The organism is Mycobacterium sp. ZZG, assembly GCF_054786995.1.
The window spans coordinates 1-16,140 of record NZ_JBTBFV010000085.1; the positions used below are offsets into that span (position 1 = coordinate 1).

Below are 16,140 nucleotides of genomic sequence, written 5' to 3' on the forward strand. Positions count from 1 at the left end.
CACTGGGAAAGCCCGCACCACCCGGCGACACGGGACCACCCCGCCATACCCAGAACCACACAACCGGATTCGCGACGCAATCGCATCTCAACGCACGACTGCCATCACCCTCGACGAAAAATCCGGGCTAAGGCCACCTCTTTGCCGTAGCGGTCGAAGACCTTGTCGATCGGGCTGGGCGGGCACCACACGCCGCCCGACGCCAACGTCGCCGCGACGTTCGTCAACTCCAGCGCGTTGAGCTCGAACGGACCCAGGGTGAACGATCCGAGGTTCTGCCGCTTGATGAAGTCGGCGATGCTCTCGTTGCTGTCGGGATCGTAGACGCGGGCGGTGCCCGGTTCGGCGTAGGACCGCAGCCCGAGCCGGACGGCCATGTCCACCGCGCGGGGCACCCCGATCTGCGAAATCAGCTTGGCGAACGCGGTATTGGGCGATTTCGCCAGTGCATCGGTGACGCTGAGCTGGCCCGAGTACCCGGAGACGTTCTTCACGCACCACGTCTTTCGCGGGCAGCCCGGATCGGTGGTGTCGCCAAGGCCGGTGGCGCGGAACGTCTGGGGCACGTCCAGCTGGGCGCTGATGCCCAGGCCCATTTCCAGCGCGGCCGCGGTGGTGAAGATCTTGAACACCGAGCCGGCGCCGTCACCGCCGAGCGAGAACGGCTGCGGCTGCACCGTCTCCCCGGCGCTGAGATCCAGTCCGTAGCTGCGGTTGTCGGCCATCGCCACCACCCGGTGGGACTCTTTGCCCGGCAGGATCACGCTCATCACGCTGGCCACCCCAGGGGTGGTGGGTTCGGCGTACTTGTCGATGGCCGTCTTGACGCTGGCCTGGACCTTCGGGTCCAGCGTGGTGCGGATCAGGTAGCCGTTGCGGGCCACGTCCTCCATAGTCAGGCCGGCGCGCGCCAGGTAGCGCATCGCGTACTCGCAGAAGAACCCGCGGTCGCCGGCGGCGATGCAGCCCTGTGGCAGCGGGGCGGGCCGGGGCAGCACCCCGAGCGGCCGGTTCTTCGCAGCGCGTAGTGCGTCGGCGTGCTCCGGCAGGTTCTCGATCATCGTGTCGAGCACGACGTTGCGCCGCGACAGCGCGCCGTCCGGGTTGGTGTAGGGATCGAGCAGGCTGGTGGACTGCACCATCCCGGCCAGCAGGGCGGCCTGCTCCCAGTTCAGGTCGGCGGCGTCGATGCCGAAGTAGGTACGCGCGGCGTCCTGCACGCCGAAGGCGCCGTTGCCGAACGACACCAGGTTCAGGTAGCGGGACAGCAGTTCGGTCTTGGGCAACAGTTTGTCCAAGGCAAGGGCGGCGCGTATCTCGCGCAGTTTGCGTGCCGGCGTAATCGCGACCGCGGCGCGCCGATCCGCGTCGGTTCGGGCCTTCACCAGCAGGTTGAAGTTCTTGACGTACTGCTGCTCCAGCGTCGACCCGCCCCGGGTGCTCTTGTCGCCGCGCAGGTAACCGGTGAGGCCGGTGAGCGTGCCCTGCCAGTCGACGCCGTTGTGCTCGGCGAACCGTTTGTCCTCGATCGAGATGATGGCCAGCTTCATCGTGCCGGCGATCCGATCGCTGGGCACCACCCAGCGGCGCTGCTCGTAGAGCCACGCGATGGGGTTTCCCGCAGCGTCCACCATGGTGGACACGATCGGCGCCTCACCTTTGAACAGGTCCGCGGATTCCTCGGTGGCCGAGTCGGAGACGCGCATGATCGCGGTGCCGGCGCCCCCGACGAACGGGAACATCATCGCGGCCAGCAGCAGGCCCGCGACCAGACAGCAGCCGGCCAACTTGGCGGCGGCGATTCTCTGTGCCCGACGGCGGTCGTGCATGGCGCCAGCCTATGGCCGAGGCAGGTGTACGGTGACCGCTTTCGGTGGTCTCCGCGACAAGCCGTCGTCGGAAAGGCTGCCCGGGCCGGTGACGCCGCCGGTGAGCAGCACGGCTGTGGAGCGGCTGTGAAATCTGTTCCGGTCAAAGCGTTCTTGATCGGCGAGAGTGTTTCCGCGGAGCGGTGGGCGTGCCAGAATCGAGGAATGGACTCGGGCCCGCTGGGCCGGAGATCGGTCGGATTGCCCCCGGACCTCGACGCGTGGACGGCGAGGTCCGCCGTTCCGTGCGCCGTCGCCGCGTCGGGCGGGATGGAGACGCCATGATCACCATGGCCGCGGTGGCCGGTGCGGTCACCCTGATACTGCTCTGGCTCGTCGGGGCCAACGTGCGCGTGATCCAGCAGTTCGAGCGGGGCGTGGTGTACCGGTTCGGGCAGGTGCAGCCCCGGGTGCGCGCTCCCGGGCTGACCGTGCTGGTGCCGGTCGCCGACCGGCTGCAGAAGGTGAACGTCCAGATCATCACGATGCCGGTGCCCGCCCAGGACGGCATCACCCGCGACAACGTGACCGTGCGGGTGGACGCCGTCATCTACTTCCAGGTGGCCGACCCGGTGCGCGCGGCGGTCGATGTGCAGGACTACAGGTCGGCTGTCGGGCAGGTCGCGCAGACGTCGCTGCGGTCGATCATCGGCAAGAGCAACCTCGATGACCTGCTGTCCAACCGGGAGCACCTCAACCAGGGCCTGGAGCTGATGATCGACAGCCCCGCACTGGGCTGGGGCATTCACATCGACCGTGTCGAGATCAAGGACGTGGTGCTGCCCGACTCCATGAAGCGCTCGATCGCCCGCCAGGCCGAGGCCGAGCGGGAGCGACGGGCCCGGATCATCACCGCCGACGGCGAGCTGCAGGCCTCGCAGAAGCTGGCGGCGGCGGCCGAGGTGATGTCGGCGCAGCCCGCGGCTCTGCAACTGCGGCTGCTGCAGACCGTCGTCGAGGTGGCGGCGGAGAAGAACTCCACGCTGGTGTTGCCGTTCCCGGTCGAACTGCTGCGTTTCCTCGAGCGTTCGACACCACAGGGCGCCGGGGCCGACGAGGAGGCATCGCCGGCGATCACCGCGAAAATCGCCGAAGGCATCGGCCTGTTGAGGCTCGGCGAACCCGCGAACGGGTAGCGTGCTCTGAGGTCGCGAGCGTGGCGTCGACGGACCCGGGGTTGCGCGCGTGCCGCTGACGAGGGGGACGAGCATGACCACACGGACTGATACGCCGCTGCCGAAGTCGAGTGCCGCCGAGACCCGGCGGGCGATCTGGAACACCATTCGCGGGTCGTCGGGCAACCTCGTCGAGTGGTACGACGTCTACGTCTACACCGTGTTCGCAACGTATTTCGAGGGACAGTTCTTCGCCGAGTCCGAGAAGAACTCGACGGTGTACGTGTACGCGATCTTTGCGATCACGTTCGTGATGCGCCCGATCGGGTCGTGGTTCTTCGGCCGGTTCGCCGACCGCCGCGGCCGGCGCGCGGCGCTGACGGTCAGTGTGTCGCTGATGGCGTTGTGCTCGGCGGTGATCGCGCTGGTGCCGTCGCAGGCCTCGATCGGGATCGCGGCGCCGATCATCCTGGTGCTGGCGCGGCTGGTGCAGGGTTTCGCGACGGGCGGGGAGTACGGCACGTCGGCGACGTACATGTCCGAGGCGGCGACGCGGGAGCGGCGCGGGTTCTTCTCGTCGTTCCAGTACGTGACGCTGGTCGGCGGGCACGTGCTGGCGCAGTTCACGCTGCTGATCCTGCAGTCGTTCCTCGATCAGGAGCAGATGCGCGAATTCGGTTGGCGCATCGCATTTGGCATCGGTGGCGTGGCCGCGGTCGTGGTGTTCTGGCTGCGGCGCACGATGGACGAGTCGCTGTCCGAGGACGTGATCGAGGCGGCCCGCTCCGGCAAGGATCAGGGCGCCGGTTCGATGCGGGAACTGCTGACCAGCTACTGGCGTCCGTTCCTGCTGTGCTTCCTGATCACGATGGGCGGCACGGTCGCGTTCTACACCTACAGCGTGAACGCGCCCGCGATCGTCAAGACCACCTACGACGGCGCGATGACCGCGACGTGGATCAACCTGATCGGGCTGATCTTCCTGATGCTGCTGCAGCCGGTCGGTGGGATGATCAGCGACAAGGTCGGACGCAAGCCGATGCTGGTGTTCTTCGGCGTGGGTGGGCTGGTGTGGACCTATGTGCTGATCACCTATCTGCCCGAAACCCACTCGCCGCTGCTGTCTTTCGCGCTGATGGCGGTGGGTTACGTGATTCTGACCGGGTACACGTCGATCAACGCGCTGGTGAAGTCCGAGCTGTTCCCGGCGCACGTGCGCGCGCTCGGGGTGGGCGTCGGGTATGCGCTGGCGAACTCGATCTTCGGCGGGACCGCGCCGCTGATCTACCAGGCGCTCAAGGAACGGGATCAGGTGCCGCTGTTCATCGGCTACGTGACGGTGTGCATCGCGGTGTCGCTGGTGGTCTACGTGTTCTTCCTGAAGAACAAGGCCGAGACGCACCTGGACCGTGAGCGGGGCTCGGCGTTCGGGGTGTAATGCTGGGCTGTGCCGTTTCGGCCGTCGGTACGTCGGGTAGCCGAGTCCGATGTGCGGCAGGACCTGGTGACCAGGGCATGAGTTTCAGGGCATGACTTTCAAGGGCGCGGTCAACCGGGCCACCGAGAGTCGCACCGTGGAATGGCTCGCGCGGGCGGGTTATCCCGTCAGCGGGCTGCTGCATCTGCTCATCGCCTACATCATCGTGCGGATGGCGTTCGGGTTCACCGGCGACGCCGACCAGACCGGGGCGCTCGCGACGCTGGCCGAGCAACGGGGCGGGGTGCTGTCGCTGTGGGTGGTCGCGGTGGGGCTGGTGGCGCTGGCGATGTGGCGGCTGGCCGAGACGGTGTTGGGTCTGCATCCGGGTGAGCACAGCCACGCCCATCTGCGGGAGTCGCCACTGATCAATCGGCTCAAGGCTTTTGGCCTGGCGGTGGTGTATCTGGCGCTGGCATTCGCGGCTGTCCAGTTCGCCCTGGGGGTCGGCCGGCAGGGCAGTGAACGGGCCGAGGGGCTGAGCGCGCGGTTGATGCAGTCCGAGAGCGGCAAGACTGCCCTGGTGGCAGTGGGCCTGGCGGTCGCCGCAGTAGGCGGCTACTTCGTGTACAAGGGCGCATCGCGGAAATTCCTCGGCGATCTGACGGTGCCGGGTGGACGGCTGATCACGGTGCTGGGGGTGTGCGGGCATGTCGGCGAGGGTGTGGTGTTGTTCGCTGCCGGGTTGTCGGTGATCGGCGCGGCGTTCCTGCAGGACCCGACGCGGGCGACGGGATTGGATGCGGCGGTGGAGGCGCTCGGTCGCGCGCACTTCGGCCATGAGATCCTGCTGCTTGCCGCAACAGGATTCGCGGCCTACGGCCTGTACAGCATCGCGTTGACGCGGTACTCGCGGATGTGAGCCGTCAGTTTTCAGTGCTGCACGCGAGATTGCTGTCAGGGCTGTGGACACCAGCCCCGCCAACCTGGTGACTTCCGTCCCTATCCGGAACTCCAACCCGGTGCTGCGATCGAACTGACGGCCTTGTTCGGATCGGCCGACAGTGCCGCCCGTCGGATGGAGGTCCGCAATGAACACCTCACAGCAGGTCCACGACCGGACGCGGATGTTCGCTCGCGTGCTCGGACCCTTCTTGGTGATCGTCGACCTCGCGGCCGTGCTGCGGGCGTCGGACATGCAGACGCTGCTCTCGGATTTCTCGGCGAACTCAGCATGGCTGTGGATGTCGGGGGCGTTCATACTCGTCGCCGGGCTTGTCGTCGTCGCACTGCACCAGCACTGGCATGGTGCCGCGGCGATCGTCGTCTCGGCGCTGGGCTGGCTGATCGTCGTGCGCGCGCTGTTCCTGCTCTTCTTCCCGGATACGTTCATGTCGTTGGCTGACACCATGATCGGCGCGAGGGCGTGGTGGATCGCGGCGTGCGGCGTGGCCGCGCTGGTCGGTGTCTACCTGACGTATGTCGGCTGGGCGCCGGAGCACCATCCACCGGCCACGCACACGACGGACGCGAGCCGGGACGTGACCCCGGCCGCCTAGGGACTGTTCGCGCCACCTCGTGCCTCGACGCATGTGTCGCTGAACCACGTCGCGGCACGCCTGTCGGTCCATGCGACGATGGCCCCGGTATCCCGTGAATGCAAAGGAGCTTCTGATGGGGTTTGAACGAATCGACGATCTCCTGAACGCCGTGACCGCCGATGGGTCGCTGCACGGCGTAGCCGCCACAGTGGTCGGCCGCGACGGCGTCCTCTACGAGGGTGCGGCCGGAGATGCGAAGCCCGACACCATGTTCCGGAACGCGTCGATGACCAAGGCCGTCGCAACCACCGCGGCGCTGCAGCTCGTCGAGCAGGGGCGCGTCGATCTGGACGTGGCCGTCGCGTCGATCGTGCCCGAGTTCGGGGAGTTGCAGGTGCTCGACGGCTTCGAGGGTGGTGAGCCGGTCCTGCGCGAGCCCAGCGCGCAGGCAACCGTGCGGCAGCTGATGAACCACACCGCCGGCTGCGGCTACCACTTCCTCAACGAGAAGCTGTTCGCCTACTGCGCCGGGCAGAACTTCCCCAACCCCCTGGAGGGCGTCAAGAAGAGTATCAGCGCGCCGCTGGTGCACGATCCCGGCACAGTATGGGAGTACGGCGTCAGCACCGACTGGCTCGGCATGGTCGTCGAGGCGGTGAGCGGCCAGACGCTGGCCGACTACCTCGCCGAGCACGTCTACGGCCCGCTAAGGATGACGGACTCCACGTTCGCGCCGAGCGACGAGCAGCGAGAACGATTGCTGCCCATCCGCTTTCGCGCGCCCGACGGCAGCTTGGTGCCCACCGACCTGGACCTGCCCGCCACACCGGAGTGGGACGCCGCCGGTCACGGGTCCTACGGGACGGTGGCCGATTACGGGCGTTTCGTGCGTGCCTGGCTCAACGGCGGCGAGCTCGACGGCAAGCGCATCCTCAACGAGGAGACGGTGGAGCTTGCGTTGCGGGATCACCTCGACGGGGCACCGCTACCGAAGAAGATGGAGCCGGCCATCCCCGAGCTGACCAACCCGGTCGAGCTGCTCGACGTGCCGCAGGGGTGGGGCCTGGGGTTCCACCTGTACCTGATCGACCTGCCCGGCATGCGCAGCGCGGGCTCGGCCGACTGGTCGGGGCTGTTCAACAGTTTCTTCTGGATCGACCGCCGGGCGGGCATCGGCGCCGTGATCGCGACGCAGGTCCTGCCGTTCTTCGACGGCAAGATGGTCGAGACGATCCTGGGCTTCGAGGCTGCGGTCTACGCGGAACTCGGCGCAGCCTGAGTCCGTACTGCTCCGAGCCCGGGCCGGCGTTGTCAGTAGTGGTACCGGGCCTTCAATATCGTGACTTGGTGATCGTCCGCTCGGTAGACGAGCCGGTGTTCGTCGTCTATACGCCGAGACCAGTATCCGGACAGTTCGCCCTTGAGCGGTTCGGGTTTGCCGATCCCCCCGAACGGATCGCGTTGGATCTCTCCGATCAGTCTCGTGATCCGTCGAGCCGTCTTGCGGTCGGACGCCAGCCAGAACAGGAAATCCTCCCAGGCATCGGGGTCGAAGTTGATCTGTCTCACTCCTCGCCGCCGGCCATCTCCTGAAGTTCGTCGATCGACTTGGTGAGGTGTGGGGTTGCGTGCCGGCCGGCCTTGTCGCGGGCGACGGCCTCCATGAGTCGGCGGGCATTCTCGGGTGAGCGCAGTAGGTAGACCGTTTCCTGCCACGAGTCGTAGTCGTCAGCGGACATCAGCACCGCATCTCCTGCCCTGGAGGTGATGCGTACCGGCTCATGGTCGGTGTTGACTTGTTCGAGGAGTGGGAAGAGGCGCTGTCGCGCCTCACTGGCACTGATGCTCATGGGGATCCTGACCTCTCGTACGGATTTCTCGTACCGTAATTGTACGGGATAGCTGTACGATTACGGCCCGGACAGGTACCAACCCGTGATCTCCGCACCTTCGATTGTTGGGCGGTACCGGGCGATACCGGTGGGTCACGGCACGGGCCATTCGTGCACCGGGGCGCCGGTGTGCGCGTGCTCGACGTACCGCCGCGTCATCTCGTGCAGTGCCGCGACGCGATCGAGCCTGCGCTCCTGCAGCCGGCGCACCGTGTCGATCTGCCAGGCAGCCCCGGTGCGGCGGCGTCGCACCCGCGCTTCGATGACGCCGAGGTAGCGGTCGCGGTCCTCGGCGTCCACGCCCCAGGTGTCTAGCCCCGCTGCGGCGGCGGGGAGCAGGACCTCACGGGTGAGCCGAGCGGCCGGGTGGTCGGCGCCTCGCCAGTTCAACTGCGCCGCCAGCCCTTCGCGCGCCGCGCGGTGCAGATCCCGCTCGGCCACCGCGAACGGCACCTGCTCCCACGGGGCGGGGTCGGTATCGGCGACCGCGCGGACCAGGCCGTAGTAGTACGCGGCGTTGGCGATCATGTCGACGGCGGTCGGTCCGCTGGGCAGCACCCGGTTTTCGATGCGCAGCTGCGGGCGTCCGGCCTGCACGTCGTAGACGGGACGGTTCCAGCGCCACACCGTGCCGTTGTGCAGCCGCAGCTCGCGCAGGCCCGGAACGCACCCCGCGTCGACGGCGGCGTCGGGGTCCTCGGCCTCCAGCGTGGGAAACAGCGGAGGGAAGTCCCGGACGGTTTCGTCGAACAGCTCCACCGGGTCGTCGATCCACCGGTCGCCGAGTCGAACCCGCGCCGGGGCGCCTCGCCGGAGGTCCCTGGGGCGGCGGGTGTCAAGAAGCTGCTCCAACAACGGAATTCGGGTCTCCTGCCAGACCTGGTTGCCGAGCAGGTAGGGCGCGTTCGCGGCCACCGCCAGCTGGGCGCCGGCGATGGTCTGGGCGGCGTTGTAGTAGGCGGCGAACCGGTCCGGCGGTACCCGCAGGTGCAGCTGCAGACTGGTGGCGGCGGCGTCGGGGGCCACCGAGTCGGTGCTGAACTCCACGGGCTCGCACCCGTCGTCGATGCGCACCGAGAACGGGCGGTGGCGAGCGGCGCGGACGCGCCGCGCCAGCAGCTCGTAGCGCGGGCTGTGCGAGATGTGCTCGGGGGTCAGCTGCTCGGCGCTCAGGGTGGGCAGCATGCCCACCGCGACCAGCCGGACCCCGAGCACCTCGATCGCCGCCCGGCACCGGTCGAACACGCCGGTGACGTCGGATTCGCACTCGCGCAGGACGCGCCCCCGGAGCGGGCGGGGCGCCAGGTTCAGCTCGACGTTGAACTGGCCGAGCTCATGTTGCATGTCGGCCCGACCCAGCCGGGCCAGGACCGCGTCGTTGATCATCCGCGGCCGGCCCAAGGGGTCGACGAGATCGAACTCCACTTCCATGCCGATGGTGTCGTCGTGGTCGTCGAACCAGCCGCCGTCGACCATGCGCCGCAACGCGACGACACACCGCTCCAGCCTGAGTTGCACCGCGTGGCCGTCGCCGTCCACAAGGGCGGACGGTTCGACACGCTCACCCATGACGCACCTCCTCGGGGTGCTCGTGGATCCCAACGGTACGACACAACAACGGTTCTCGGCACTGGTGCCAGGGGACGGAAAGCGTGTTCGTGTGGCGCGGATCAGGGTGTCGAAGTCGAAGCCTGCATCCGCCAATTCCCATGGAGCTGTTGACGAATCGCGGGGTCCCGGTTCTTGCCTGGGGCAGAGTCCGACACCCTTACCTGGGGGATAGGAAAGTCTTCCCCTTTCGGTATCGGACTCTGGCTTGCCGGCGATTACGCCCGAGGGCTGCGCCCAGCAGGATTTCTCTCAACAGCCAAACACCGCAGCACCCCCGAGAGGACACCATCATGACCGCATCGAGCACCCGCAAGCTGGCCGGCCTCAAGTACGCCGCCACGGCCGTCGGCGCCTTCGCCGTCCTGCTCGCCGCCCCGGCCACCGCCTTCGCCACCGACAACGAGCCCACCCCCGGTGGTGGCGGCTGCACCTACACCGACGCCGACGGCTATCAGATCCCGATCGACGACGGCCAGGACGTCTTCGTCGACGGCAAGATCGTCAGCTGCCGGGGCGGCACCATCACCGTCACGACGGCGCCCCAGAGCGGCGGCGCCGGCCAACAGAGCGGGCCCAAGGGCGGCATCTTCCAACCGCCGGTGGTCACCAGCGGCGGCGTCCTGGAACCGACGACGCCCAAGAGCGACGGCATCCGGCCGCCGGTGTTCAACCGCGTCCCGCTGTTCGCCCAGCCCTGACCTCGCTCTGCTCGGCCCGTCACCCGCCCCCGGTGACGGGCCGAGTCGCGTGTCGGCGTCGGCCGGTGAACGCCACGTTCCGGGCCACGGACTCGGTCGCTACGCCAGAATTGCCGGAGAGGAGGTGCGCATGTCTTCCCATGTGGAGGTTTTCAGGCCGGCTGGACGGGAGCTCGTCCCACTGGCCGGCCAGCGCGTGACCCTCGGCAAAGCCCCGAGCAACGCGATCGCGCTCGAGCACGACGACACCGTGTCGCGGCTGCACGCCGTGTTCGAAAACCTTGGCGCCGCATGGTCGATCCGCGACATGGGCAGCCGCAACGGCACCTTCCTCAACGGCGAGAAGCTCACCGCCGAACGTGTGCTGCGCTCCGGCGACGAGGTGCGCGTGGGCAAGTCGCGGCTGATCTTCTGGATGGTCCACGAATCCGCTGACGGCCGCCGCGACGAGGAGACCGTCGCCGCCCAACCCGTGGAGGCGGCGCCGCGGCTGACCCGGCGCGAACTCGACGTGCTGGTGGTGTTGTGCCGGCCGCTGGTGTCCGACGACCCGTTCCCCGAACCCGCGTCGGTGCGGGCGATGGCCCGCGAGCTCTACGTCACCGAAGCGGCCGTCAAACAACACCTGCAGAACCTCTACGACAAGTTCGCCGTTCCCACCGAGGGGGACCGGCGAGTGCGGCTGGCCAACGAGGCGCTGCGCCGCGGCGCGGTCACCCTCGCCCAGCTGCGCGGCGACGCTACGTGAAGTCCAGCGCCTCGACCGTGGCCACCGGCCCTTCGTGGGTGGGCCTGTCAGCGCCGCCGATGCAGTACACCGTGGAGCCGACCGCGGCGACCGCCTGGCCGTGCACCGGGGTGTTGACCGGCGCCTGGGTGCTCCACCTGCGGTTGGCGATGTCGTACATCTCGACGGTGGGCAGCACCCGCGTCGGCTCCTCGCCGCCGACCACGACGATGCGCCCGTCGAGGTAGGCCGCGCCGTAGCTGCCGCGCGGGGTCGGCATGTCGGGCAGCTTCTCCCAGTTCCCGGACTGCGGGTCGAACCGCTCGAAAGCGGCCGTGTTCTCATCGGCGGACAGGAACCGGCCGCCGACGGTGTAGACGTACACGCCGTCGGACACTGCCGCGAGATGCTCACGCGCAGTGGGCATGTCGGCGGCCTGCGTCCAGGACGTGCCGTCGAACACCTCGGTTTGAGGCACGAGTTGTTTGTCGTTCTGCCCGCCGACGACGACGAGTTTGTCGCCGACCACCGCTGCCGCCGGCGCCGCCCGCGCGTGCTGCAGGGTCGCCAGCTCGACCCATTTGCCGTCGCGGAACGCGAACACCTTGTCCGAGGCCTGGGTGATGGTGTCGGTGGCGCCGCCGATCACCACGACCTCGCCGCGGTAGGTCGCCGCGGCCGCGTGGTTGAGCGGGATCGGCAGCGACGGCTGCGCCTGCCACTGTTGGGTGCGGGTGTCGTAGGTCTCGACCGTCTGCAGCGTCTCGCCCTCCCGGATCCCGCCGGCGATCCAGATCTGGTCGTCGAGCACGGTGTAGGCCATCATCAGCCGGGGGGTCGGCGCGTCTGGCAGCGAGCGCCACTGCGCCGCGGGTTGCGGGATGCGCGGCGCCAGTTTCAGCGCTTCGGCCGTCGACGTGGCCGCGCCGTCGCCGGCGCCGGTCGACCCGCCGATCACGTACACCGTCTTGCCGACCGCAGCGACGGCCGCGCCGCGGCGTGCGGTGCCCAGGTCCGGCAGGCCGGACCACGTCGACGTCGTCAGATCGAGCGCGCTCACGGTCTTGACCGGCCGCCCCGCGGCGGTGCCGCCGACGGCCACCAGTCGGGCGTCGGTGACCGCGACCCCGAAGTCGCTGCGCGGCTCGGGCAGCGCCGGCAGGGCGGTCCAGGTGTCGGCGGCCGGGTCGTAGGCCTCAACGGCCGCCAGGTCCGTCGTCCCGTTCGTGCCGCCGACCGCGTAGACGCGCGTGCCGTCCGACGCCGCGGCCAGTAGTTGCCGCGGCGTCGGCATCGGCGCGGCCGGGGTCCACCCGCGTCCGTCGAACACCTCGGTGGTGTCGAGCACGCGGCCGTCGGCGTCGACGCCACCGGTGACGACAATGCGGTCGCCCACCACGGCGGCCGCCGCCGCGGCGCGCGGCTGCAGCAGCGGCGGCAACTGCACCCAGCGGCTGTTGACCACCCGCCACACCGCGTCGGTGGCGACCTTGGCGTCCGCGCCGTCGGTGCGCCAGCCGCCGAGCACGACGGGGGTGTCCTGCCAGGTCACCGACATCGCCCGCTGCACCGGAACCGGGAGTGCTTCACCGCCCTTCCAGCTGTCGATCGCCGGGTCGTAGCCCTCGTGAGCGCCGCTGACCCGGTTGTCGGCGCCCATCCCGCCGAAGATCCAGATGGTGCCGTCGGCCTCGGTGGCCGCCGCTCCGTCGAGGGCGGTGCGGGCGTCGGAGATCGGCCGCCACCCGGGCTGCGCCTCGGCGGTCGGCTGCGCCACGGGTGCGGTGACGGCGCCGCCGCCGGTGTCGCGCGTCGAGGCCACGACGACGGCGCCGCCGATCACCAGCAGCACCACGGCCGTCGCGGCGGCGAGCGCGAGCACGGTCTTCCTGCGGTCCTTCCGCGGGGCGGCGGGGACCGGCGGAGGGGGCTGGGCGACGGGCCATGGCGCGTTCGACGGGCTGCGGGCGAACATGTCGGGCGGGGGAGGAGCCGGCGGCGGCGGCGGGGCGGTGGCCGGAAGCGGCGGCAGCACAGCGGAATTGGAAGGCTCCGACAGCGGAAGTGCCTGCGTGCCTTCAGACTGCTCGGGAGGCGGGGTGGGTTCGCCGATCGCCATGTGATCGGCGGTCAACCCGTTGTGGCGCTGGGCTTCCTGCAGGGTGCGGCCGAACTCGGCCGCGGAGTCGAACCGGGTGGCGGGCTCGAGCGACATCGCCTTCTCGATCGCCGAGCACACGTCGGACGGGATGCCGAGGTGGCGCAGGTCCGGCACCGGCTGGGAGGTGATCCGCAGGTAGTGGGCGATCAGTTCCTCGTCGGTTTTGCGTTCGTGCGCGGCCTTCCCGGCGATCATCGCGTAGAGCGTGGCGCCGAGCGAGTACACGTCGGCCTCGACGGTCGGCGGTTTACCGGTGAGCACCTCGGGTGCGGTGTAGGACAGCGTGCCGGTGAAGAACCCGGTCACCGTCTTGTACCCGCCGACGATGCGTGCGGTGCCGAAGTCGCTGAGTTGCGGCTCGCCGTAGTCGTTGACGAGGACGTTGGCGGGTTTGATGTCGCGGTGCAGAGTGCCTGTCCGGTGCGCGGTTTCGAGCGCCCCGCACAGTTTGACGCCGATGCGCAGCGCGTCGGGCCAGGGGATCCGGCCCTCCCGGCGCACCTGGTCGGCCAGCGATCCCCTTGCGTGGTAAGGCATCACGATGAAGGGCCGGTCCTGCTCGGTCATGCCGACCTGCAGGATGTTGACGATGTTCGGGTGGCCCGACAGGGCGCCCATCGCGTAGCCCTCGCGCAGGAAACGCTCGCGGTCGTCCTGGTCGAGAGAAGACGCGAGCACCTTGATGGCGACGGTGCGGCCGAGGGACTTCTGGTGGCAGCGGTAGACCACGCCGCCGCCGCCCCTGCCGACTTCGACGGCGTCGACGAATCCGGCAGCTGCCAGCTCGTACGCGATCTCGCCCGCCATCGCCTCACATCCTCCGTGAAGTGCGAGTACTGCGCTTACCGTACTCGGACGGGGCCGCGCGAGCGCCCGAAATCCGGCGCACCGGGCTTTGCTGATCGCGGTCGTCCGCTCCGTTGTGTGGAGGGAAGTCACGGCGCGACGAGCGCTCCCCGCGCAGCTGCTGCAGCGCCCCGGGGCGACAGTTGACCGTCGAGGCGCCGGTCTGGGCGGTATCGAGGTCGGCGGCGACGCGTTCGGGGTGGCGTTGAACTGGCGAAGAGCGGGTCTCGCTGAATCCCGCCCCGGCGTGCAGGTGGATCAGCGGTGGGTTGGCCAGGTCGCGGCCGCGGATCAGCGCCCACTGGTCGACACCGCCGAGCCGGGAGCGGCCCACCTCGGCGACGCTTTCGGGGACGACGTCACCGGCCGCCATGCGGAACGGTCTGGTTCGCCCCGGTCCTTTGATAGGTGACACGATTGCGCACGGTTGGGCGACATCAGAACCGAAGGGCCTTCATATCAGGATCCAAGGGTGCGCGGGGTTTGCGTCGTCTTGTCCGCCTCTCGTGGGGTACTACTCAGTGCAGATGTTGGCCGTCAGGAAGGAGGCCCCGGCGATGGTCGTGACACGTGAGGAAGCGGCGCAGTACCTCAAGGACGCCGGAGGGTTGAAGCTAGTGGTGCTCGGAACCGACGGGCAGCAGATCGCGGCGATGTTCGTGCAAGGGTCGGTGCGGTACGACAAAGAGGAATCCACCTTCATCGCGGTAGCCGAGGACGGCCGCCTGATGGGGGAGTTGTTCGTGAACGACACCATCGGCTACGACGAGAACATTGACGCGTTCGTCATCCGGGGTGTGCGATAGGGCTTTTGGCTGCAGGTGCAGCAGTTTATGAGGGTCGAGCTGCGGGCTGTTCCACCGCGCCGGCCGTGATAACGGGTTGCCGCCGACCGCGCCGGCGTCGCTCACCGCTGTGAACCTCCATGTACCCAGCTGGCGATCACAGATGACGGCATTTCGGTGATGACAGGGGCAGCGCAGTTGGACGCAATCACGGCTGCGAGTCTTACTGGAACTCGGGGCAATACGTCATGTTCGCGGTGACGACGTAGTCGGCGGCGCCGTCCCAGCTGAACGTCGGGTAGTCGACCATGACCATGTCGACCACGCGGGTGTGTGGGGTGCCGGAACTGAGTTCCCGGCACACTCCGTGGGCGTAGAGGATTGTCCCGTACGCGTTCGTGTAGGTGATGCCGATGTTGCTCAAGCGCTCCAAGAAGAGTTGGTCGAGAGGCGTCGCATAAGAGGTGCTTGCCAGACCGATCGCGGCGGCAGAGGCGGTCAGTGCAGCGAGGATGATGCGCGACAGTGCGGTGCGCAGGTGCATGGGTTCTCCTGTCGATCGTGCGAGCTAGCGGGTGCCGTAGAGAAAGGCGTACTGAAAGAAGAGGCCTTGGTGCTGTCGGCACTCGCTGTTGATGGCGGCAAAGACAATGTCCTCGGCCTCGTCGTCGAAGAAGTAGTGGCCGTCGGGCAGTGTCGCGCCGATGATCGACTGCACCCACCGCGCCATCGTGAAGGGATTCGGTTCACGATTGAGGTCGTCGCAGATCGGTGCGGCGAGCCGGGATAGGGCCCACAGCTGGTGACGGTCGAGGTAGTCGGCTCCGGCGGCGGGCGCGCCGATGAGTGCGATGCCAGCGAAGGCTGAGGCAACGAGTAGCGGTTTGATCATGACGCTTGATTTCTCGCAGTGGGTGATGGGTTGACGGCGCCAGTGGGTACCGGTGCACGGTTCAGCGGTGCGGCGACTACCCACCCGAGCGCAGTAGCTGCCGTCGTCGAGCTCGGATGGCGATTGCTGTTGAAGTAGCCGTGATCGACATTGCCGATCCGTCTCATATGTTGCTGCGAACTGCCGCGCAGAGGAATCGGGGAATCCCCTAATTCTGCGGGCGGGCGTCTCTGCTTCGGTCGTGCTTGTGCTCGCGGGAGTGTGGTGAAGCCGCCTCCTCGATGCTGGTGGTGCAGATGTGGCTAATTTGACGGATGGTCCTTGACGAGCGCAAAGGTCGGGGGGAATCCCCGATTCCCTGTTGGGCCTCGCGGCCGGACGATCCATGTCATGAAGGAAGAACTGCGGCGTGGACGGGCTCGTGAAGCCGGTTGGGCGTCGTGGATCGCTGGGTGTGGTCGGTCAAGTCCATGGGCGTGGTGTACGACGCTGTCGTGTGATTCTTCGAGTTAATGGTTCAGGCGGTCAGTGCCGCGGGGGTGGCCTCCTGTTCGGTCGGGGTGTCGTTGACGGCGCGTGATTTGCTG

15 protein-coding genes and 1 pseudogene are annotated in these 16,140 nt (G+C 68.3%); 8 read left to right on the plus strand and 8 right to left on the minus strand.

Translation table 11 applies throughout. The features are described 5' to 3' along the window. Nucleotides 1-128: 128 nt before the first annotated feature. Nucleotides 129-1,829: pseudogene (locus ACXMYJ_RS26930) on the minus strand (transglycosylase domain-containing protein); the annotation flags it as partial. A gap of 320 nt (nucleotides 1,830-2,149) precedes the next feature. On the opposite strand from ACXMYJ_RS26930, the gene ACXMYJ_RS26935 reads away from it, so the two are divergent. The 5 genes from ACXMYJ_RS26935 to ACXMYJ_RS26955 all read left to right on the plus strand — a co-directional run bounded on the left by ACXMYJ_RS26935 (nucleotide 2,150) and on the right by ACXMYJ_RS26955 (nucleotide 7,220). Continuing rightward, nucleotides 2,150-3,004, plus strand: a complete 855-nt coding sequence (locus ACXMYJ_RS26935; RefSeq protein ID WP_260757037.1) for an SPFH domain-containing protein — start codon at nucleotides 2,150-2,152, stop codon at nucleotides 3,002-3,004. A gap of 73 nt (nucleotides 3,005-3,077) precedes the next feature. Next, on the plus strand, nucleotides 3,078-4,421 hold the full coding sequence (locus ACXMYJ_RS26940; protein WP_260757038.1) for an MFS transporter: 1,344 nt from the start codon (nucleotides 3,078-3,080) through the stop codon (nucleotides 4,419-4,421). 91 nt (nucleotides 4,422-4,512) lie between these two features. Then, on the plus strand, nucleotides 4,513-5,322 hold the full coding sequence (locus tag ACXMYJ_RS26945; protein WP_460359322.1) for a DUF1206 domain-containing protein: 810 nt from the start codon (nucleotides 4,513-4,515) through the stop codon (nucleotides 5,320-5,322). A gap of 169 nt (nucleotides 5,323-5,491) precedes the next feature. Next, complete coding sequence (locus ACXMYJ_RS26950; RefSeq protein WP_460359323.1) at nucleotides 5,492-5,959, plus strand: hypothetical protein; 468 nt, start codon at nucleotides 5,492-5,494, stop codon at nucleotides 5,957-5,959. 115 nt (nucleotides 5,960-6,074) lie between these two features. Beyond that, nucleotides 6,075-7,220, plus strand: coding sequence for a serine hydrolase domain-containing protein (locus tag ACXMYJ_RS26955; RefSeq protein WP_460359324.1), 1,146 nt, complete (start codon nucleotides 6,075-6,077; stop codon nucleotides 7,218-7,220). 32 nt (nucleotides 7,221-7,252) lie between these two features. Here ACXMYJ_RS26955 and ACXMYJ_RS26960 read toward each other — a convergent pair whose 3' ends face one another. The 3 genes from ACXMYJ_RS26960 to ACXMYJ_RS26970 form a co-directional block, all read right to left on the minus strand. Further along, nucleotides 7,253-7,510, minus strand: a complete 258-nt coding sequence (locus tag ACXMYJ_RS26960) for a Txe/YoeB family addiction module toxin (RefSeq protein ID WP_460359325.1) — start codon at nucleotides 7,508-7,510, stop codon at nucleotides 7,253-7,255. Then, on the minus strand, nucleotides 7,507-7,791 hold the full coding sequence (locus tag ACXMYJ_RS26965) for a type II toxin-antitoxin system Phd/YefM family antitoxin (protein WP_260757042.1): 285 nt from the start codon (nucleotides 7,789-7,791) through the stop codon (nucleotides 7,507-7,509). The genes ACXMYJ_RS26960 and ACXMYJ_RS26965 overlap by 4 nt, the downstream gene beginning before the upstream one ends. A gap of 135 nt (nucleotides 7,792-7,926) precedes the next feature. Continuing rightward, nucleotides 7,927-9,402 (minus strand): hypothetical protein, encoded by a 1,476-nt coding sequence (locus ACXMYJ_RS26970; RefSeq protein ID WP_460359326.1) that lies wholly within the window; start codon nucleotides 9,400-9,402, stop codon nucleotides 7,927-7,929. 332 nt (nucleotides 9,403-9,734) lie between these two features. Between ACXMYJ_RS26970 and ACXMYJ_RS26975 the strand changes: the two genes are divergently transcribed. Together ACXMYJ_RS26975 and ACXMYJ_RS26980 are read left to right on the plus strand one after the other, a co-directional pair. After that, nucleotides 9,735-10,142, plus strand: a complete 408-nt coding sequence (locus tag ACXMYJ_RS26975; RefSeq protein ID WP_460359327.1) for a hypothetical protein — start codon at nucleotides 9,735-9,737, stop codon at nucleotides 10,140-10,142. A 130-nt stretch (nucleotides 10,143-10,272) separates the two neighbouring features. Continuing rightward, a complete protein-coding gene (locus ACXMYJ_RS26980; RefSeq protein ID WP_460359328.1) occupies nucleotides 10,273-10,890 on the plus strand; it encodes an FHA domain-containing protein in 618 nt (205 codons plus the stop codon). Here ACXMYJ_RS26980 and ACXMYJ_RS26985 read toward each other — a convergent pair. Together ACXMYJ_RS26985 and ACXMYJ_RS26990 are read right to left on the minus strand one after the other, a co-directional pair. Continuing rightward, nucleotides 10,883-13,837, minus strand: a complete 2,955-nt coding sequence (locus ACXMYJ_RS26985) for a DUF1668 domain-containing protein (RefSeq protein WP_460359329.1) — start codon at nucleotides 13,835-13,837, stop codon at nucleotides 10,883-10,885. The two genes, ACXMYJ_RS26980 and ACXMYJ_RS26985, sit on opposite strands and share 8 nt — an antisense overlap. Before the next feature lie 4 nt (nucleotides 13,838-13,841). After that, nucleotides 13,842-14,249 (minus strand): hypothetical protein, encoded by a 408-nt coding sequence (locus ACXMYJ_RS26990; protein WP_460359330.1) that lies wholly within the window; start codon nucleotides 14,247-14,249, stop codon nucleotides 13,842-13,844. 184 nt (nucleotides 14,250-14,433) lie between these two features. Here ACXMYJ_RS26990 and ACXMYJ_RS26995 point away from each other — a divergent pair, with 184 nt between their 5' ends. Continuing rightward, a complete protein-coding gene (locus ACXMYJ_RS26995) occupies nucleotides 14,434-14,682 on the plus strand; it encodes a hypothetical protein (RefSeq protein WP_460359331.1) in 249 nt (82 codons plus the stop codon). Between the two features lie 202 nt (nucleotides 14,683-14,884). Here ACXMYJ_RS26995 and ACXMYJ_RS27000 read toward each other — a convergent pair whose 3' ends face one another. Continuing rightward, nucleotides 14,885-15,205: a DUF732 domain-containing protein gene (locus ACXMYJ_RS27000; protein ID WP_460359332.1), complete on the minus strand. Its 321-nt coding sequence runs from the start codon at nucleotides 15,203-15,205 to the stop codon at nucleotides 14,885-14,887. 24 nt (nucleotides 15,206-15,229) lie between these two features. Beyond that, nucleotides 15,230-15,553, minus strand: a complete 324-nt coding sequence (locus tag ACXMYJ_RS27005) for a hypothetical protein (protein WP_460359333.1) — start codon at nucleotides 15,551-15,553, stop codon at nucleotides 15,230-15,232. Nucleotides 15,554-16,140: the final 587 nt, after the last annotated feature.

Coding starts and splice junctions, on each gene's coding strand:
- ACXMYJ_RS26985 (WP_460359329.1), bottom strand. CDS start 13,837: ATGGCGGGCGAGATCGCGTACGAGCTGGCAGCTGCCGGATTCGTCGAC.
- ACXMYJ_RS26990 (WP_460359330.1), bottom strand. CDS start 14,249: ATGGCGGCCGGTGACGTCGTCCCCGAAAGCGTCGCCGAGGTGGGCCGC.
- ACXMYJ_RS26970 (WP_460359326.1), bottom strand. CDS start 9,402: ATGGGTGAGCGTGTCGAACCGTCCGCCCTTGTGGACGGCGACGGCCAC.
- ACXMYJ_RS26935 (WP_260757037.1), top strand. CDS start 2,150: ATGATCACCATGGCCGCGGTGGCCGGTGCGGTCACCCTGATACTGCTC.
- ACXMYJ_RS27005 (WP_460359333.1), bottom strand. CDS start 15,553: ATGATCAAACCGCTACTCGTTGCCTCAGCCTTCGCTGGCATCGCACTC.
- ACXMYJ_RS26980 (WP_460359328.1), top strand. CDS start 10,273: ATGTCTTCCCATGTGGAGGTTTTCAGGCCGGCTGGACGGGAGCTCGTC.
- ACXMYJ_RS27000 (WP_460359332.1), bottom strand. CDS start 15,205: ATGCACCTGCGCACCGCACTGTCGCGCATCATCCTCGCTGCACTGACC.
- ACXMYJ_RS26995 (WP_460359331.1), top strand. CDS start 14,434: ATGGTCGTGACACGTGAGGAAGCGGCGCAGTACCTCAAGGACGCCGGA.
- ACXMYJ_RS26975 (WP_460359327.1), top strand. CDS start 9,735: ATGACCGCATCGAGCACCCGCAAGCTGGCCGGCCTCAAGTACGCCGCC.
- ACXMYJ_RS26940 (WP_260757038.1), top strand. CDS start 3,078: ATGACCACACGGACTGATACGCCGCTGCCGAAGTCGAGTGCCGCCGAG.
- ACXMYJ_RS26955 (WP_460359324.1), top strand. CDS start 6,075: ATGGGGTTTGAACGAATCGACGATCTCCTGAACGCCGTGACCGCCGAT.
- ACXMYJ_RS26965 (WP_260757042.1), bottom strand. CDS start 7,791: ATGAGCATCAGTGCCAGTGAGGCGCGACAGCGCCTCTTCCCACTCCTC.
- ACXMYJ_RS26950 (WP_460359323.1), top strand. CDS start 5,492: ATGAACACCTCACAGCAGGTCCACGACCGGACGCGGATGTTCGCTCGC.
- ACXMYJ_RS26945 (WP_460359322.1), top strand. CDS start 4,513: ATGACTTTCAAGGGCGCGGTCAACCGGGCCACCGAGAGTCGCACCGTG.